The organism is Pseudomonas sp. NPDC089918 (genome assembly GCF_050280605.1).
Classification (GTDB): domain Bacteria; phylum Pseudomonadota; class Gammaproteobacteria; order Pseudomonadales; family Pseudomonadaceae; genus Aquipseudomonas.
This window is the reverse complement of sequence record NZ_JBNNVP010000018.1, coordinates 71,406-88,082: the sequence shown is the minus strand read 5'-3', so window position 1 is coordinate 88,082 and position 16,677 is coordinate 71,406. Positions and strand designations below refer to the sequence as shown.

The 16,677-nt window shown below is 60.6% G+C and carries 14 protein-coding genes and 1 pseudogene; 4 read left to right on the top strand and 11 right to left on the bottom strand.

The genetic code is table 11. The annotated features are described in order from the left end of the window. The 3 genes from ACQKPC_RS15055 to ACQKPC_RS15045 form a co-directional block, all read right to left on the bottom strand. Window positions 1-1,650, bottom strand: coding sequence for a DUF1302 domain-containing protein (locus ACQKPC_RS15055; protein WP_427625330.1), 1,650 nt, complete (start codon window positions 1,648-1,650; stop codon window positions 1-3). A gap of 179 nt (window positions 1,651-1,829) precedes the next feature. After that, the gene (locus ACQKPC_RS15050; RefSeq protein ID WP_427625329.1) at window positions 1,830-2,597 is read right to left on the bottom strand and encodes a coniferyl-alcohol dehydrogenase; all 768 of its coding nucleotides are present in this window, start codon (window positions 2,595-2,597) and stop codon (window positions 1,830-1,832) included. A 59-nt stretch (window positions 2,598-2,656) separates the two neighbouring features. After that, on the bottom strand, window positions 2,657-4,132 hold the full coding sequence (locus tag ACQKPC_RS15045) for a benzaldehyde dehydrogenase (RefSeq protein ID WP_427625327.1): 1,476 nt from the start codon (window positions 4,130-4,132) through the stop codon (window positions 2,657-2,659). A 285-nt stretch (window positions 4,133-4,417) separates the two neighbouring features. Between ACQKPC_RS15045 and ACQKPC_RS15040 the strand changes: the two genes are divergently transcribed. From ACQKPC_RS15040 to ACQKPC_RS15030, 3 genes are all read left to right on the top strand, one after another. Continuing rightward, a complete protein-coding gene (locus tag ACQKPC_RS15040) occupies window positions 4,418-6,193 on the top strand; it encodes a sigma 54-interacting transcriptional regulator (RefSeq protein ID WP_427625326.1) in 1,776 nt (591 codons plus the stop codon). A 109-nt stretch (window positions 6,194-6,302) separates the two neighbouring features. Beyond that, window positions 6,303-7,208: an alpha/beta hydrolase gene (locus tag ACQKPC_RS15035; RefSeq protein WP_427625324.1), complete on the top strand. Its 906-nt coding sequence runs from the start codon at window positions 6,303-6,305 to the stop codon at window positions 7,206-7,208. Between the two features lie 129 nt (window positions 7,209-7,337). Beyond that, window positions 7,338-8,102, top strand: coding sequence for a substrate-binding periplasmic protein (locus tag ACQKPC_RS15030; protein WP_427625364.1), 765 nt, complete (start codon window positions 7,338-7,340; stop codon window positions 8,100-8,102). A 52-nt stretch (window positions 8,103-8,154) separates the two neighbouring features. On the opposite strand, the gene ACQKPC_RS15025 is transcribed toward ACQKPC_RS15030, so the two are convergent. The 5 genes and pseudogenes from ACQKPC_RS15025 to ACQKPC_RS15005 all read right to left on the bottom strand — a co-directional run bounded on the left by ACQKPC_RS15025 (window position 8,155) and on the right by ACQKPC_RS15005 (window position 12,463). Then, window positions 8,155-9,117 carry an amino acid ABC transporter ATP-binding protein gene (locus ACQKPC_RS15025; RefSeq protein WP_427625363.1) on the bottom strand — a complete coding sequence of 321 codons (963 nt, stop codon included), beginning with the start codon at window positions 9,115-9,117 and terminating at the stop codon, window positions 8,155-8,157. Continuing rightward, window positions 9,097-9,585, bottom strand: a pseudogene (locus ACQKPC_RS15020) (amino acid ABC transporter permease); the annotation flags it as partial. The pseudogene ACQKPC_RS15020 and the gene ACQKPC_RS15025, both read right to left, overlap by 21 nt. Before the next feature lie 154 nt (window positions 9,586-9,739). Then, the gene (locus ACQKPC_RS15015; protein ID WP_427625323.1) at window positions 9,740-10,537 is read right to left on the bottom strand and encodes a transporter substrate-binding domain-containing protein; all 798 of its coding nucleotides are present in this window, start codon (window positions 10,535-10,537) and stop codon (window positions 9,740-9,742) included. Window positions 10,538-10,563: 26 nt separating this feature from the next. Further along, complete coding sequence (locus ACQKPC_RS15010) at window positions 10,564-11,613, bottom strand: isopenicillin N synthase family dioxygenase (protein WP_427625322.1); 1,050 nt, start codon at window positions 11,611-11,613, stop codon at window positions 10,564-10,566. After that, window positions 11,606-12,463: a sugar phosphate isomerase/epimerase family protein gene (locus tag ACQKPC_RS15005; protein ID WP_427625321.1), complete on the bottom strand. Its 858-nt coding sequence runs from the start codon at window positions 12,461-12,463 to the stop codon at window positions 11,606-11,608. The genes ACQKPC_RS15010 and ACQKPC_RS15005 overlap by 8 nt, the downstream gene beginning before the upstream one ends. A gap of 301 nt (window positions 12,464-12,764) precedes the next feature. Between ACQKPC_RS15005 and ACQKPC_RS15000 the strand changes: the two genes are divergently transcribed. Beyond that, the gene (locus ACQKPC_RS15000) at window positions 12,765-13,583 is read left to right on the top strand and encodes a DeoR/GlpR family DNA-binding transcription regulator (RefSeq protein WP_063343788.1); all 819 of its coding nucleotides are present in this window, start codon (window positions 12,765-12,767) and stop codon (window positions 13,581-13,583) included. A gap of 4 nt (window positions 13,584-13,587) precedes the next feature. On the opposite strand, the gene otnI is transcribed toward ACQKPC_RS15000, so the two are convergent. The 3 genes from otnI to ACQKPC_RS14985 form a co-directional block, all read right to left on the bottom strand. Further along, on the bottom strand, window positions 13,588-14,370 hold the full coding sequence (gene otnI, locus ACQKPC_RS14995; RefSeq protein ID WP_427625320.1) for a 2-oxo-tetronate isomerase: 783 nt from the start codon (window positions 14,368-14,370) through the stop codon (window positions 13,588-13,590). A 21-nt stretch (window positions 14,371-14,391) separates the two neighbouring features. Next, window positions 14,392-15,852, bottom strand: a complete 1,461-nt coding sequence (locus ACQKPC_RS14990; RefSeq protein WP_427625319.1) for an SLC13 family permease — start codon at window positions 15,850-15,852, stop codon at window positions 14,392-14,394. 184 nt (window positions 15,853-16,036) lie between these two features. Next, the gene (locus tag ACQKPC_RS14985; RefSeq protein ID WP_177319504.1) at window positions 16,037-16,675 is read right to left on the bottom strand and encodes an aldolase; all 639 of its coding nucleotides are present in this window, start codon (window positions 16,673-16,675) and stop codon (window positions 16,037-16,039) included. Between the last annotated feature and the right edge of the window lie 2 nt (window positions 16,676-16,677).

Below are 16,677 nucleotides of genomic sequence, written 5' to 3'. Positions count from 1 at the left end.
TTAGAATGAGGTTTTCACGTAGAGCGAGACGAAGTCACGGTCGGCCAGCGACTGCCCGTAACTGAAATTGCCGTCCTCGCGCAGCCCGGCTTTCGGCGCACCGAAGAAGTTCACGTAGTTCAGGCCGACATCCCAGCGCTGCAGATACGTGGCCTTGAGTCCGACACTCCAGTCGCCAGCATGGGTATTGCCGAAGCCCGACTTGTTGACGGCCGAAGAACGCCCGTCGAGCACCACGCCCATGCCGATTGGCACGGTCAGGTCGATCCCGTCGACAACCTGGAAGTACGCAGGCTCCATCAATACCCGCAACGCAGTGGCATCGCGGGTGGTGTTGGAATCCAGGGCCGCGGCGTTCTCGGTGACACTCAGAGTGCGGTTCCACGCCAGTTCGGCCAGTGCCGAGCCGCCATCCCAAAAAGCACCAGGCGATAACAGGTAAATCGCCGACAGGTTGGCGTGAGCGGTTTTGCCCCGGGCAAACAGTGAGTCATCGCCGCCATCGGCCTCCATGCCTGGGGTCACCACTTGCAGGTTGCTCACCAGTGGCGCATTCCAGCGTACGGAGGTTTCACCGGCAAAGTTGAACGGCCCATAGGCAGTGGAGAAGCTGACGCCGGCAGTCTTGATATCTTCGGCGTAGACCTGACGATAAGAACCCAGGATCGGCAGCCCGGTGGCTGCCGCGGCCGCACCGTCGAGGTAGGCGTACAGGCCGATCGGGGCTTTGTCGTGATACTGCGCGGCGTAGAAACCCAGCTCCAGTTCGGTCCCGGTCGGTTTGAAGCGAATCTGCATGCCGCCCTGCCCCGAGTTCCTCGGTTTCAGATCGCCGCCATTCACGGTGTCGTTGCCGAACACTTCGCGCAGGGAACCGCTGCCATAACCGATGGCATCGGCATCGCTCAGGTAGCTGCCGGCGCCGGGCAGATTGGAACGCTCCCACTCGAACTGGTAGTAAGCGCCCACCGACAACTGCGGGTTGATCTGCAACTGCCCGGAGATTTGATTGACCGGGCGCAGGATTTCCTTGAACTGGGTCCCCGGCACGCTGAGCAACTTGACTACATCGGTCGGCCCCTGGGCATTGGCGATGCCGTTGCCACCGTAGAACAGGCTTTCACCGTAAATCAGGCTGTGCCGGCCCAGACGCACCACGCCCTGGGAATCTTCACCGAGGTCACCGCGCAGGAACACGAAGGCGTCGAGAATTTCCGCGTCGCGACCGTGGAGCTCGCGGGTTTCGCTGAGGAAATGCGGTTGCTCGCTGCTGTCGGTGTCCTGGTTGTAGATATCGTCGTACCAGGCCGCGCCGCTCACACGCAGCCCATAGTTTTGCCGGCTGAGGTCCATTTCAGAAAACAGATCCAGACGGTTGGAGACCAGGCCGCGGCTGAAGTTTTTATCGCCCTGACTCTGGATCGAGGGGTACAGGCCGTTGGCGGTCGGTGCGTTGACCAATCGGCTGTCCTGACCTTGCAGGCGCCAGGCCTGGCTGTACTTGATGGTGTTGTCCCAACGCAGTTTCCAGTCCGAATCCCCCAGGTCCATTTGCATGGCCTCGGCCCTTTCGATCATCACGCCTGCACTGCATAACGCCATAAACAGGGCGCAATGCTTGAAACGAAAGCAACGTTTAACGTTGTCCATGGACGCTCCTCATTATTTTTATTTTTGGCATGGCTTTGCACGTGTGGCGAGGGGGCTTGCCCCCGCTGGGGTGCGCAGCGGCCCTGAATTCAGGCAACGAGTTCTCTCAAGCAGACCCCGTGTACCGGTTTGCGACTGCTTCGCAGCCGAACGGGGGCAAGCCCCCTCGCAACAGGGTTTCAGATGTAGGTGGAGGCCAATCCGCCATCGACTGCCAGATTCACTCCGTTGATCCAGCGCGACTCGTCGGCACACAGGAAAGCGATCACCGCCGCCACCTCATCGGCATAACCGGGGCGTTTCATGCGATGGGCATCGGCCTGGGTTCGTGCTTCACCAAGCATGCTCACGAAGTCGCCGAGGATGGGCGTGAAGACCGGGCCCGGCGCCACGCTGTTCATGCGCACTGAATGTTCGAGAAACCAGGGCTGGGCCTGCAGGTAGTTCCAGACGATCAAGGCTTCCTTGAAATACTGGTAGCAGGTCTCATCCGGTACCGGGTGCTCGGCCAGCCAGGCTTGTGCGGCAGCGAAACCTTCGATGCGCGCCAGCTCCTTGTGCTGTTCCAGCCGTAACGGCCACTCGGCACCGAGGATCGAGGCGATATTGACGATGCTGCCGCCAGCGGTGATGCGCGGCAACAATGACTGACTCAGGTGACGCAACCCCAGGTAGTTGACCTTGGCCAGCAGTTGCGGGTTTGCGGTGCCCGGCACCCCGGCGATATTGCACAGGCTGTCGATCCGTGCCGGTAGCTGCGGCAACAGCCGGTCGATGTTCTCGGCACTGCTCAGATCGCCCTGAACAAAACCGTCCAGAGTCATGTGCGGGGCCTTCAGATCCACGCCAATCACGTGGGCGCCGTGGGCGCGCAGCAGGCTTGCAGTGGCGGCGCCGATACCCGAAGAGACCCCGGTCACCAGCACAATCTTGTTGTCGAGTTTCATGTTGAGTCCTCTTATTATTTTTGTGTACTCGCCCGACCTCGTCGGTCTGGTCCTGTCCGTCAGAACGGGTAGCGTGGCGCCTTATCCTTGACCGTCACCCATTGCCATTGGGTGTATTCGTCCCAATCGGCCGGACCGCCCACGCTGCCGCCATTTCCTGAGCTGCCGCGCCCACCGAACGGGTTGATGCACTCGTCGGCCACCGTCTGATCGTTGATGTGCAGCAGACCGCAATTGAGTTGCTCGCCAATCGCCATCGCGTGCCCGACCGAAGGCGAAATGATCCCTGCGGACAAGCCATACTCGGTGCGGTTGGCCAGATCGATGGCCTCATCGTCGCTGGCAAAACTCACCACCGTGGCGACCGGGCCGAAGATTTCCTCGTCGAATGCGCGCATGCCCGGGCGCACGCCGGAAAGCACCGTGGGTTGGTAGAACAGCTGTTCAAACTCGCCGCCGGCTTGCAGTTTTGCCCCGGCAGTCACACTCTCCGTGACGATTTCATGCACGCGTTGCAACTGTCGTTTGTTGATCAAAGGCCCCAATACCGCCTCGCCACGAGCGGCATTGCCGACCGTGATCGCCCGGGCTTTTTCTGCCAGCCGGCGGACCAGTTCCTCCGCGATCGATTCATGGGCCAGGATGCGTCCGGTGGCCATGCAGATTTGCCCCTGATGCAGCCAGGCTCCCCAGGCGGCATTGCTCGCCGCCAACTCAAGATCGGCATCTTCGAGCACGATCAACGAGTTCTTGCCGCCCAGTTCCAGGGCGACTTTTTTCAAATGACGGCCAGCCACCTCCGCAACCTTGCGTCCGGCCGCAGTCGAACCGGTGAACGCGATCATCCGAACATGCGGGTCGCGGCACAGGGCCTCACCGGCCACTGCTGCGCCCGGCAAAACCTGCAGCAACCCTTTTGGCAAACCGGCCGCCTCGAACAACCGCGCAATGATGAAACCGCCACTGACCGGGGTCTGCGGATCGGGCTTGAGCACCACCGCATTACCAGCCGCCAGCGCCGGTGCCACCGAACGCAGGGAGAGCACCAGGGGAAAGTTGAACGGCGAGATCACCCCGACCACGCCATGGGGCAACCGCCGTGCATAGGACAAACGCCCCGCTTCACTTGGGAGAACCACACCATGGGGTTGCGACAGCAGACCGGCGGCCTGATGCAGCAAGACGATCGCCTCGCGAACCTCATGTTCACCCTTGAACAGGCTGCCGCCGCTTTCCCGGGCGATGTACAGCGCCAGTTCGGCAAAGTGTTGCTGGGCCAGGGCTGCCGCTTTGCGAAAGATCTCCGCGCGTTCCCGTGGCCCCAATGCCGCCCAGGCCGGTTGAACACGGGCGGCAGTCAGGGTGGCAAACGCGATGTCCGCCGCATCGGCTAAACCGGTGACGGTCAGTACCTCGCCGGTGGCCGGCTCGATGACTCTGTTGACACCGCCCAATGGACGTATCCAGTCGCCATTGAAGATGCGTTCGCACCAGAGTGCGTCCCGCAGAAAATCAGATGGTTCACTTACCGACATTTCGGTCTCCCGGCTCTTGTGTTTGTAATTGCCTGACGCGCCTCGCGAAAAGATGCAGCGTCGTGAAAGCACTAGAGCAAGGGCTGTGCCGACTTCCCCTGTTGCCACGCGTTTTAAGTGGCGACGGCTCTGGCCTGAAGGTTAGAGAGGAGCACTGATGAATAGGGCAAGGCGTTTGGCGCCCGGTCGACACCCGGCCACTTGTCCAAATGATAAAGTTATGTTTAATAACTGTTTTGCTAATTGATCATTTCGATCAGTGGACTCGCTCAGGGGCATATAACAATGAATAATCCCCATTCGCTGCTTCCTCATCTCGCGGTGCAGGAGGAACATTTCTCCCCCCGAGGAGACAGCACTCAACTGACCGAGGGCAACTCACCGACCCTGGCCGAGTTGACCGAATGCCTGTTCTTTTCCCCTGTCGACGGGCGCATCTGGCTCAACGACCAGCGCATGCTGCTATTGCACAGTTCATCCTTCGGCGCGCTGCGGCGGGAGATTATCGAGCGCCAGGGACTGGAGCAGACCCGCGGTCTGTTTACCCGCACCGGCTATCTGTCCGGCGCACGCGATGCGCGATTGATCCGCGAGCGCTGGCCAGACGCCGATGCCGCGGCGGTTTTCTCGGCCGGCACGCGCCTGCACACACTCGAAGGCATGACCAAGGTCGAACCCCTGCACTTCAAATTCGACGCCGACTCAGGCTTTTACGAGGGTGAATTCCTCTGGCACCACTCCTGTGAGGCCGACGAGCATATCGCCGCCTACGGGATCGGCCAGGATCCGGTGTGTTGGACCGAACTGGGCTATGCCATCGGTTATGTCAGCGGACTGTTCGGCCGCCTGGTGATCTTCCGTGAAACCGAGTGCCGGGGCATGGGCCATGAGAGCTGCCGGGTGATCGGCAAGACCGCCGAGCAATGGGGCGATGTCGAACAGGACCTGAGTTATCTCACCGCCACGCCTTCCAGCGTCGCCCCCAAGCAGCGTCCAGCCCCGGCGCCCGCGCCCCAGGACGACGACAGCGAAATGCCCGGCGGGCCAAAACCCATTGGAGCCAGCGCCGCCTTCAACGCCGCGACCCTCGCCTTGCAGCGGGTTGCGCCAACGCCAGCCACAGTGCTGTTCAGCGGCGAGTCCGGAGTCGGCAAGGAATTGTTCGCCCGTCAGTTGCACCAGTTCAGCCCACGCCATCAAGCGCCGTTCGTGGCCCTCAACTGCGCCGCGATCCCGGACAATCTGATTGAGGCAGAACTGTTCGGCGTCGAACGCGGTGCCTATACCGGCGCGACTCATTCGCGCCCTGGACGCTTCGAACGGGCTCACGGGGGCACCCTGTTTCTCGATGAAATCGCCAGCCTCAGCCTGCCCGGGCAGGGCAAGCTGCTGCGTGCATTGCAAGAGCGTGAGATCGAACGCATCGGTGGCAGCCAGCCGATCAAGGTCGATGTCCGGGTGGTGGCGGCAACCAATGTCGACCTGCGCAAAGCCGTGGCGGCCGGAGACTTTCGCGAGGACCTGTTCTACCGCCTGAACGTTTACCCCATCACGTTGCCGCCACTGCGCGAACGTCGTGACGACATCCCGTTGCTGGTCAATGCGTTCCTGCGCCGTTTCTGTCAGGCCTACGCCCGCAAGCCCGCCGGGCTGACCATGCGCGCGCTCAAAGTGTTGTTGCGTTATGACTTTCCCGGCAACGTGCGGGAATTGCAAAACCTGGTAGAGCGCGGCCTGATCGCCAGCGAAGACGGTCAAGCCATCGATCTGATCCACCTGTTTCGCAACGAGCCCATGCCGCAGGAAGCGTACTCTCTGGACGGCAATGGCAGCCTCGCAGCCACTGACCCGAGCCCCGCCAGCACGCAACCTCGTCCAGCCTTGCTGGAAACCCTGGCTCGTCTGGAACACGGCTTCTCCATTGAAGGTCTGGAGTCGCGTTTGATCGACGAAGCGCTGCAAAAGAGTGAAGGCAACCTGGCCGCCGCCGCACGACTGCTGGGATTAAGTCGTGCGCAGTTTGCCTACCGATTGAAGAAGTACCGACAGGCATCGGCCTGATGCAGGCCGACCTGGGGATGAAACGAAATTATCTTGCCAATATAGTTATTAACATTAACTATATTGAAGGTTAACTTGTTTGCCTCATAACACGCGCCCCGGAGTCCACATGCCCTACAACAACATCGACGGCCTCATCGAACAACTCAGCCAACTGCCCCCCCTCGGCTCGCTGACTGTCGACCAACAACGTCAACAGGCCGAACTACTCTTTGGTGCCGGCTCCTGTGCCGAGGGCGTGACCTTTGAGGCCGCCAATCTGGCCAGCGTCAGCGGGCTTTGGGCCATTCCCACAGATACCCGGCCCGACTTCGTGTTGCTGTATCTGCATGGCGGAGGCTACTCATTCGGCAGTGCCCAGGCCTATCGCCCGCTCACCAGCCAATTGGCAGCCCGCAGCCGGATTCGTACCCTGTGCATCGATTACCGCCTGGCCCCGGAACACCCTTTCCCGGCCGCCGTAGAGGACGCTCTGGATGTGTACCGTGCACTCCTCGAAAACGGTGTGAACGCCGAACACTTGGTGCTGGCCGGCGACAGTGCCGGCGGCGGTCTGTGCATGGCTCTGATGTTGGCTGCCAAGGCCGCGGGTTTGCCGCTGCCCGCGGCTGCGGTAGTGATGTCGCCTTGGGTGGACATGGCTCAGACCGGAGAGTCGTGGAATTTGCAGAAGGCTCGAGATCCATTGCTCGGCCCGCTTGCTGGCAAGACCATTATGGCCGACACCTATCTACAGGGCGCCGAGCCACTGAATCCGCTGGCCTCCCCCCTATACGGCGACCTTCGGAGTCTACCGCCAGTGCTGATCCAAGTGGGCAGCCGGGAATGCCTGCTGGATGATTCAACCCGGCTCGCCAGCCGCCTGGCCAGCGCCGAAGTGGCGGTACACCTGGACGTCTGGCCGGGAATGATTCATGTCTTCCAGACCATGAGCGATCAACTCGAAGAAGCCCGCCGGGCACTGGACCAGATCAGCGCCTTCCTCCTTCGGCACCTGGGGGAAGATGTGACCTGACCTCAAGTTTGCGTAGAATGCGGGGCGATACCGTATCCAATAATAAACAACGACCGGTAGACTCATCCCCCCTGTGATCAACTGGTGACTTGTGGCGCCCTTCTACGCTCAATGCCTGAACTATCAACCATGAGCGCAAGCTCATGGGTATTAAATGCCTACGCAAAAGCACTTTGCAGATTTTTTCTGTCGGGATCGCTGCTGATTGCCTATAACGCGTGTGGCGCCCCCTTGCCGCTCGAACTGTATATCCCTGACGCTCCGCCACTGACGTTTGTCGATGACGCCAAGGGTCACGGAATGGTCGGAGAAGCCGTCCTGACAGCCATTGCCAACGCCGGCTATGTCGCTCATGTCCATGGGCTTCCCTGGGCCAGAGCGCAGAAATACGTCAGCGAGAAGCAGGATCTTCTGATAGCCCCCTTGTCTCGCACGCCTGAACGCGAAGATCACTTCACCTGGATCGCATCGATCATGCCCATGGAGCGCGCTTTTTTCAGCCTCGACCGGCCGGTGAGCAGCTTCGCGCAAGCGAAAAAAACCTACCGGGTGATCGGCGTCGGCCTCGGTAGTGCGCAGGAGGAAATCCTGCATGCACAAGGCTTCAGCGACGAGCAGATCTACCCCCTGACCATTGGCGACAACCCCGCGCAGATGCTCTTGAAAGGTCGCATTGATGCCTGGTTCAACGGAGTTCCCGAGAGTCGATACATCTGGCCGAAGATGTCTGAACGCAAACTGTTCATGAGCCCGGTCATGAGCAGCGCGGAGCTCTATCTGGCTTGCTCCAGGCTTTGCTCCGCTCAACTGGTGCAAGACCTGCGCGAGGCGGTTGAAAAGCTTCGCGATGACGGCACCTTGGCGCGTATACAACAGAGCTATTTGTCGCAATAACGGAACCGCCAGCGCCGCTCAGTCTGCGTATTGCCGGGGCGGCTAAACCCATTCAAGACAGACATCCCTCCTCCGCTGGCTCCTGCAACCCCATGAACCGTCGCACTCGATGAGCCTCCGGCTCCTCGCGGATCGCCTGTGGCGAGGCATCCAGCTGTATGTGGCCGTTGTCCATGAAGATCACCCGGTCGGAAATCGACAGGGCAAAGTCCATCTCATGGGTGACGATTAGCAGGGTCATGCCTTCCCGGGCCAGATTGCCGATGACCGTGAGCACCTCGCCGACCAGCTCCGGATCCAGCGCCGAGGTGGGTTCGTCGAACAACAAGATGTCCGGGTCCATGGCCATGGCCCGGGCAATAGCCACGCGCTGTTGCTGGCCCCCGGACAGTTGATGCGGATATTTGTGGACGTGCGCCAACAAGCCGACCTTGTCGAGCAACTGGCAGGCGCGTTGTTCGCTCAGTGCGCGGCCGACGCCATGATAACGGGGAGCGAGGCTGATGTTGTCCAGCAGTGTCCGGTGAGGGAACAGGTTGAAGTTCTGGAACACCATGCCGATGCGCCGTACGCCCTGACGAACCCGACGGCCATCCGGTTTGTCCCCGGCATTGATGAAGCTTTCCCCGAACAACAGGATTTCGCCTTGATTGATGTGCTCCAGGCCATTGATCGTACGAATCAGTGAGGTCTTGCCGGAGCCCGACGGGCCGATGATAGAAATCACCTGGCCACTTTGCACCTTCAGGTCGATGCCCTTGAGCACATGATGATCACCGTAGCGTTTGTGCACGCCCTGCAGCTGCAAGGCCGGGGCGGCGCCTTTGGCCGGGGGTTTGAACGTGCTCGTTACGACAGGCGCCAGACTGTCACGCAGCACTTTTGCCGAGGCGCTATCGAGGGTTTGCGGTGTCCGCAGGTTGAGGTCCAGGTAGCGCTCCAGACGCTGCAGGGCGAAGCCGAACACAGTGACGATCAGCACGTAATACACACCCACCGCCGCCAGGGTTTCCATCACCAGGAAGTTCTGGGCATACAGGCGCTGACCCACCGTCAGCAGCTCGGTCAGTGAAATCACCGAGATCAACGAGGTCAGCTTGACCACTGTGATGTATTCGTTGATCAAGGTCGGCAGTGAGATACGAAACGCCTGGGGAATCACAATCAACCGTTGCAGGCCGAACAGGCCGATACCCAGGGCACGGCCGGCTTCCTTCTGCCCCTTGGCGACCGAGATCAGTCCGCCACGATGAATTTCGGCCATGTAGGCGGCCTCAGTGACCACCAGCGCCAACAGGCCGGAATAGAACGGTACTGACAGGATCGGCCCGGCACCGGGTAGCAACTGCGGCAGGTTGTAGATGAAGACCACCAGCACCAGCAGCGGAATGCTGCGAAAGAACCAGATGTAGAGTGACGCCGGCATGCGCAGCCAGGGCAAGCTGGACAACTTGGCCGATGCCAGAACGAAGCCCAGCAACATCCCCAGGAACCAGGCCAGGGCACTCAGTTCGATGACGGTCAGGCTCGCCGCCCAGAAGTCAGTCTTGGAAAACAGCGAAACAAAGTAAGACCAGTCGAATTGCATAGACACCTCGTACGAGCCGCGCCCTCGACCGAGGGCGCGGTTTCAGCCATTACTCGGAGACCGGTTCCAGATCATATTTTTTGAGAATGGCGGTGTACTCTCCGCTGGCTTTACTGTCGGCCAGGGCTTTGACCAGCGCCTGATAGGTAGCGTCGGCGTCTTTCTTCACGTAGATGCCCAAGGTCTGCGGATAAACCAGTTTCTGCGAACTGACCACGACCCGCCCGTTGGTGCGCTGGGCGATCATGTGCGCGGCACCGGCGATTTCCACCTGCGCCTGAATGTTCTTCGAGAGCAGCGCCTGCGTCACTTCGGGAGCCGAGGGGTACTCGTTGACGGTGATGGCGCCTTTGTTGTTCGGCACGCAGTAGTCGCTGGACAATTGGGTGAATTTGGCGACCCAGGTGGTGCCCTGCTCCAGACCGATCTTCAGGCCGCACAAGTCCTCGGGAACCTGCGGGGTCAACTCACTGCCCTTGGGCACCATGATCGCGGCGCCGGTGTTGGCATAGGCGATGGTGCGGGCCTGGAGCTGGCGTTCGGGAGTGATGTACATGCCGGAAATGATCGCGTCGTAATGCCCGGCGTTGAGGCCGTTGATCAGATTGGGAAACTTGGTGTCGACGAAGTTGGCCTTGACGCTCATCGCCTTGGCCAGGGAGTGGGCCAACTCAGGGTCGGAGCCAACCACATTCTTGTCAGCGTCATAGGACTCGAACGGCGGGTAGGTGATTTCCATACCGACCTTCAACACACCGGGGGTCGCGGTGCTGGCGAAGGCGGCGTTGGCGCAGAACAGGCCGGCGGCGAGCAGGCTCAGTTTGCTCAGGGCGTAGTGGCTTTTCATCGTGGGAAGCTCCGTTGGTTGTTTTTTTAGGAATGAGTGATGGTGTTTTTCAGGCGGCCGAAGCTCGATGGCTTTCGAGCCCGGGACGGCAGCTCAAGCTCGCCGTTTTCCACGCGTTTGCGCAGATACTGGTAGGTCTGCAGCGCTTGGCTCCACATGTGCTCGCCAATCGCCAATGCCTCGTAATCCCCGGCATCCTTGGCGAAAGCCGGCAGCGGTTTGATCAGCGTGTGATAGTCGCAGGCGTAGAACAGCGGGAAGCTGTAGCGCTCCTGAGCGACCTTGCGCACCCGGTGGGCGGTGGCGACAAAGGCACCTGCGGTCATGACTTCCAGCATGTCGCCGATGTTCACCACGAACGCCCCGGGCATTGGCGGTGCATCGATCCATTGATCCTGATCGTTAAGCACCTCCAACCCCGGCTGATCGGCGTGCAGGATGGTGAAGCACTCGTAGTCGGTATGCGCGCCAATACCCGGCGCATCCACGGCTTCGGCGTCGAAGGGGTAATGGATCAGCCGCAGCTTGGAGGGCGGGCGAGTCACCAGCGCATCGAAATAGCCCTCCTTCAGCCCCAGGGCCAACGCGAAGCCATCAAACAGCCGGCGGCCAAGGGCAAACACCGCCTGATAGTAGTTTTGTACCGCGCCCTGGAAGCCCGGCACATCGGGCCAGTGGTTCGGCCCCAGCAGCGGCGTACGGTTGAGGAACAGCGGGTCATCCACTGACACTTCGAAGCCGATATCGAAGGCCTCTTTATGATCCGGCTTGCCCTTGGAATACACCTCCTCACCTTCGGGCACGAAACCCTTATGGCTTTGCGAGGCGCCGATGTAGTGGCGCATCTTGGCTTCCAGCGGTTGTGCAAAATAATCCCTGGCCGCCTGGCGCAGGCCCTCGATCAGCGCCGGATCGATGCCATGCCCGGTGATGTACAGAAAGCCCACATCGCTGGCGGCGCGGCCCAGTTGCTCGGCCACTGCAAGGCGGTGCTCCAGTTCAATACTGAAGAGTCCCGCGATGTTCACCACCGGGATGCTGTTGAAGTTGGCCTGGGTTGATGAGGTATTACTCATGGCGGGTTCCTTCACGGGTGAAACGGTCGAAGTGTTCGCGCTCGGTCCGGGCCATCCACTGGTTCAAGGTCCAAAGGTCAGCCACCGGCATATTGGTGAAGGGCAAGTGATGCAGATAACCGTCGGCACCGAACTCCGGCGTCAGGGTGCTGACCGAATAGCCGCGCTGAAGCTGAGAGGCCCAGACGGCCTCCCAGTGGCGCTGATGAAACGCCAGTTCACGGGCATATTCCGGGGCGGCGGGATGAGGGACTTGCGGGCCCTGGTCATAGCCGACCCGGGCCTGAAGGTGATGCACACGCTCGACGAAGGTCGAAAGATCGTCGGCCGGGTCGTCCAGCAATCGCTCACAGCAGACCACCCAATGACTGATGTCACTGGTGAAACGCAGTCCCGGCAGTTGGCGGATCAGTTCCAGGGTTACCCAAGGGCTGTATAGGGAACGGGCGCGGTGAGTCTCGAAACTGCAGAACACCCCATGTCTGGCGGCCAATTCCATCGCCTGGCCGAAGAACTCGACCTGCAATGCTTGCGGCCAGCGGTCGTTACCTGCCAGCAGATTGACGAAACGTGGGGTCAGCTCCGTGGCCCAGCCCAGCTTGCGATCAATGTCGGCCAAGTGTTGGGCGGGTGTGGCGTTCTGGTCGGGCAATACATCGTAAGCACTGAACAATGTGCAGATATAGGGAACCTGATTACTGCGCAGGAAAGCGCCGAACTCACCACGTTCATCGGCCTGAAGTGGCACGCGTGCTTCGATGCCATCGAAGCCGGCGGCGAGCAATTCATCCAGGGCCTGTGCCTTGCTGGCGGTATAGCCCCACAATGTGCGGAAAATCTCTAGCTTCATGCATTCCTCTCGGCTGCGTCGGGCCACTAGCGGATTGGGCTGGTGGCGTTACTGGGCAGTCGAAAGGGTTGCTGCGGGCTGCTGCTCTGATGGCGTCAGTCCCGTGGGGAGGATCCTAAGATCATGTCGGCAAATGATTGAATAGGCTGCAGCAAATAGTTAGTTCAGAAATTCATGAACTAACGCTGGCGGGTTTCCTCGTGGGAACAGTGATCCGCAACACCTCGTCCCTTCACCGTAGATTCGCTACTATGTTTGCCCCCGCTTTCCTTGTCTGCGGATATCTCATTCTGGAGCCCGAATGCCTAGTCAAAAGGACATCGCCGCCGAAAGCGGCGCACCGATGATCCCTGAACAGCGCCGTGAATTGATGCTGCGCCAGTTGCGCAAGCATCAGGTGCTGAGCGTTCATCAGTTGATGGAAATGTTCGACTGTTCGCACATGACCATTCGCCGCGATATCGCGCTGCTGGAACAGGAAGGCCGTGCTTACTCGGTCACCGGTGGCGTGCGAATCGCCAGCCAGCTCCATAGCGAGCCCAGCCATCAGTTCAAAGCGGTGGTCGAGTTGCCGCAGAAGCAGGCGATGGCCAAGCTGGCCGCGCGGCTGCTGCATGCCGATATGACGATTTATCTGGATGCGGGGACGAGCACGCTGGAGATCGTCCCGTATATCAAGGCGCTGTCGGGCATGACCGTGGTGACCAACGATTTCGGGATTGTCCAGGCGCTGATCGATGCGCCCCATGTCACGGTGATTCACACCGGCGGGCAACTGGATCACTCCAATCAATCGTGCGTGGGCGGTCTGGCGGTGGCCACCTTGCGGCAGATCGTCACCGATATCGCGTTCATCTCCACCAGTTCCTGGGATTTGCGTCGTGGCCTCACCACGCCTTCGGCGCTGAAGGTGGAGGTCAAGCAGGTCGCGATGCAATCGGCCTCGCAAGTGGTGCTGGTGGCCAGCAGTTCGAAGTACGGCACGTTCAGCATGTACAGGATCGCCGGGCTCGAGCAGTTCGACATCATCCTCAGCGACGACGCGCTGACCCCTGCCGCGGCCGATAGCATCCGCAAGCAGGGTGTGGAACTGCTGTTGCCCGGCGATAATAACGTGTAAGGCGTTAGCGCGCCTTCCAGTCACGCAACCATTGCAAGCCGGCCGATGTGTTACCACGCGGCCGGTATTCGCACCCTACCCAGCCGTCATAACCCAACTGGTCGATCAGCTCGAACAGGTAGGGATAGTTGACTTCTCCCAAGTCCGGCTCATGTCGATCCGGCACGCCGGCGATCTGGATATGGCCGATGCCGTCGAAGTCGCGACGCAGTTTAGTGGCCAGGTCCCCTTCGACGATCTGGCAGTGGTAGCAGTCGAACTGAACCTTCAGGTTACTGGCGCCCACTTCCTTGCAGATGGCCTGGGCCTGATCCTGGCGATTGAGGAAAAAGCCCGGCATGTCCCGCGTATTGATCGGTTCCAGCAGCACCGTGATGCCAGCCTTGGCGGCCTGCGCGGTGGCGTAAGCCAGATTCTCCAGGTACACGCCGTGATGCCGTGGGCGATCAGTTTCCGACGGCAGCAAGCCAGCCATCACATGGATGCGTGAGTTGCCCAGCACCGCGGCGTACTCCAGCGCGCGATCGAAGCCGCTACGAAATTCACTCTCTCGCCCGGGCAACGACACCGTGCCGCGCTCGCCCGCCGCCCAATCGCCGGGCGGTGCGTTGAACAGCGCCTGAACCAGGCCGTTATCGTTCAAGCGCTGTTTGAGTTCCTGGGCGCTGTAGTCGTAGGGAAACAGGTATTCCACGGCTTCGAAACCATCGGCGGCAGCGGCGGCGAAGCGGTCCAGAAACTCATGTTCCGGATAGAGCATGCTGAGGTTTGCAGCAAAACGAGGCATGGTAGCTCCTTGGTTAGAAGGTTAGACAAACGGCCAGATCAACAAGGTAATACCGAAACCCAACGTACCGAGCAAGGTGGTCAACACCGTCCAGGTGCGCAAGCCGTCGGCCACGTTCAGCCCGGACAATTTGGTGAAGATCCAGTAACCGGCATCATTGATGTGGGACATGGCCAACCCGCCACCGCCCATGGCCAGGCACAACAGTGCCATGTGGTTTGCCGTGAGATCGAGGGTAGCGATCAGCGGGCTGATAATGCCGGCGGTGGTCACCAGCGCCACCGTGGTCGACCCCTGAACCGCACGCAACAGCATGGTCAGCAGAAAGCCCAGCGCGAGTACCGGCAGACCGGTGGTGCGCAGCATGTCGGAGACCACGGCGCCGATTCCGGTATCGACCAACACCTTGCCAAACACACCGCCGGCACCGGCAATCAGAATCACCATGGCCACGCCAGGCAAGGCCGAGCCGATCACGTCAGACACCTGAGTACGACTCCAGCCCCGACGCGAACCCAGCAACCAGGCACACAGCAAAGTATCGATCAGCAGCGCCACCAGCGGCGCGCCGAGCACGGTCATGATGCCGCGCAGGACCGAGTCGGCAGGCAGCAACGAGGTGGACAGCGTTCCCAGCAGAATCAGAATGATCGGCAACACAATCAGGCTGACGATCAGGCCAAAACCCGGTGGCGGTGCCGGCGGCAGTTTGGAGACGATGCTGCTGGTGGCTTCTTCCAGACCCATGTGAGACGCGGCCACGGCCGCTCGTTCAGGGCTCTTGTCGTTACCATTGGACCAGGCAGCCAGGTCCTCGTTGGTGACATGGGGGCCATAGACCTCGGCACGAATATCGTCAGTCATCGGGTACACCCGACGGGTCATGCGCCCGGCCACGCGGTAGCCGACATAGCAAAGGAACGCAGTGATTGGCAGACCGAACATCAGCACGCGGCCGAGGTCGGCACCCAATTGGCTGGCAGCGGCCACCGCACCCGGATGTGGTGGCAGAAAGGCGTGGACGGTCAACAATGCAGCGCACATCGGCAGCGCGTACACCAACAGCGGCTTACGCGCACTGCGAGCAACGCCATAGGCCAGTGGCATCAGGATGATCACGCCGACTTCGAAGAACACCGGCACCCCGACCATGAACCCGGCAATCGTCAGCGCCAGTGGCGTGCGGCGGTTGCCGAACCGGGTAATCAACGTTTTGGCCAGCGCCTCGGCACCGCCGGAGAGTTCGATGATTCGCCCGATCATCGCGCCCAGGGCAATGATGATCGCGATATGGCCCAGGGTCTTGCCCATGCCGCCTTCAATGGTGGCGACCAGATCAGCCGGTTTAACCCCGGCCACCAACGCCACCAGAATGCTCACCAGCATCAAGGCCACGAAAGGCTGGAACTTGTACTTGAGCACCAGAAACAACAACAGAGCGATCCCTAGCCCCGCGGTAACCATCAAGATTAACGGGCTCATTTCAGAAGCCCTCCACATCGGGTGAACGAAAGGGTTGTTCTGAAAATGTCGCAGTGAAGGTGAGTCATGCCTGGATGTCCTCTTGTTATTGTATTTTTCAGGCAAGCCGGGAGCGTGGGAAGTCGCTGCGCGTCTCCCGAACAGGGCCTGCTTTATCGGTCTATCGTGTTAAAAAATTAGAGCGCTACCAGTGCGCGCCGAAAGTCACTCGCAGCTCGTCCAGCGCTGCCTGATCGAGCGGTTCGGGCTTGGGATTGCTCATCAGCCACAGCCGCGCAGTTTCCTCGAGTTCTTCCAGGGCGTAGCTGGCCCTGGACACTGAACTTTCCCAAACCACCGGCCCCAGCCGTTCGAGCATCACGCCGCGAACGCGGTTGGCCCATTGCGCGACCTGTTCGGCCACCTTCGGCGAGCCGGGCCGCTGGTAACCAATCAACGGGACAGGCCCGACTTTCATCACCTGATACGGCGTCAGCGGCGGCAGGATGTTGTCCGGCTGCCAGACACCGGCCAGCGTCAACGCCACCAGATGGGTGGAATGGGTATGCACCACGCCACCGACGCCCGGGTTGCGATCGTAGACCTGGCGATGCAGCGCCAATGTCTTTGAGGGCTTGTCACCAGAGACCCATTCGCCCGCCAGATTGACCTTGGCGATGGTCGCCGGGTCGAGGCGGCCGAGGCAGACGTCAGTCGGTGTGATCAACCAACCGTCGTCCAACCGCGCACTGATGTTGCCGGCGCTGCCGACGGTGTAACCGCGCTCATAAAGGCTGCGGCCAACCTGGCAGATTTCTTCGCGCAGGGCGTTTTCATTACTCACTG

What these genes read in the sequence shown, in the direction of transcription:
- ACQKPC_RS15055 (WP_427625330.1), bottom strand. Translation starts at nt 1,650, where the DNA reads ATGGACAACGTTAAACGTTGCTTTCGTTTCAAGCATTGCGCCCTGTTT.
- ACQKPC_RS15050 (WP_427625329.1), bottom strand. Translation starts at nt 2,597, where the DNA reads ATGAAACTCGACAACAAGATTGTGCTGGTGACCGGGGTCTCTTCGGGT.
- ACQKPC_RS15045 (WP_427625327.1), bottom strand. Translation starts at nt 4,132, where the DNA reads ATGTCGGTAAGTGAACCATCTGATTTTCTGCGGGACGCACTCTGGTGC.
- ACQKPC_RS15040 (WP_427625326.1), top strand. Translation starts at nt 4,418, where the DNA reads ATGAATAATCCCCATTCGCTGCTTCCTCATCTCGCGGTGCAGGAGGAA.
- ACQKPC_RS15035 (WP_427625324.1), top strand. Translation starts at nt 6,303, where the DNA reads ATGCCCTACAACAACATCGACGGCCTCATCGAACAACTCAGCCAACTG.
- ACQKPC_RS15030 (WP_427625364.1), top strand. Translation starts at nt 7,338, where the DNA reads ATGAGCGCAAGCTCATGGGTATTAAATGCCTACGCAAAAGCACTTTGC.
- ACQKPC_RS15025 (WP_427625363.1), bottom strand. Translation starts at nt 9,117, where the DNA reads ATGGAAACCCTGGCGGCGGTGGGTGTGTATTACGTGCTGATCGTCACT.
- ACQKPC_RS15015 (WP_427625323.1), bottom strand. Translation starts at nt 10,537, where the DNA reads ATGAAAAGCCACTACGCCCTGAGCAAACTGAGCCTGCTCGCCGCCGGC.
- ACQKPC_RS15010 (WP_427625322.1), bottom strand. Translation starts at nt 11,613, where the DNA reads ATGAGTAATACCTCATCAACCCAGGCCAACTTCAACAGCATCCCGGTG.
- ACQKPC_RS15005 (WP_427625321.1), bottom strand. Translation starts at nt 12,463, where the DNA reads ATGAAGCTAGAGATTTTCCGCACATTGTGGGGCTATACCGCCAGCAAG.
- ACQKPC_RS15000 (WP_063343788.1), top strand. Translation starts at nt 12,765, where the DNA reads ATGCCTAGTCAAAAGGACATCGCCGCCGAAAGCGGCGCACCGATGATC.
- otnI (WP_427625320.1), bottom strand. Translation starts at nt 14,370, where the DNA reads ATGCCTCGTTTTGCTGCAAACCTCAGCATGCTCTATCCGGAACATGAG.
- ACQKPC_RS14990 (WP_427625319.1), bottom strand. Translation starts at nt 15,852, where the DNA reads ATGAGCCCGTTAATCTTGATGGTTACCGCGGGGCTAGGGATCGCTCTG.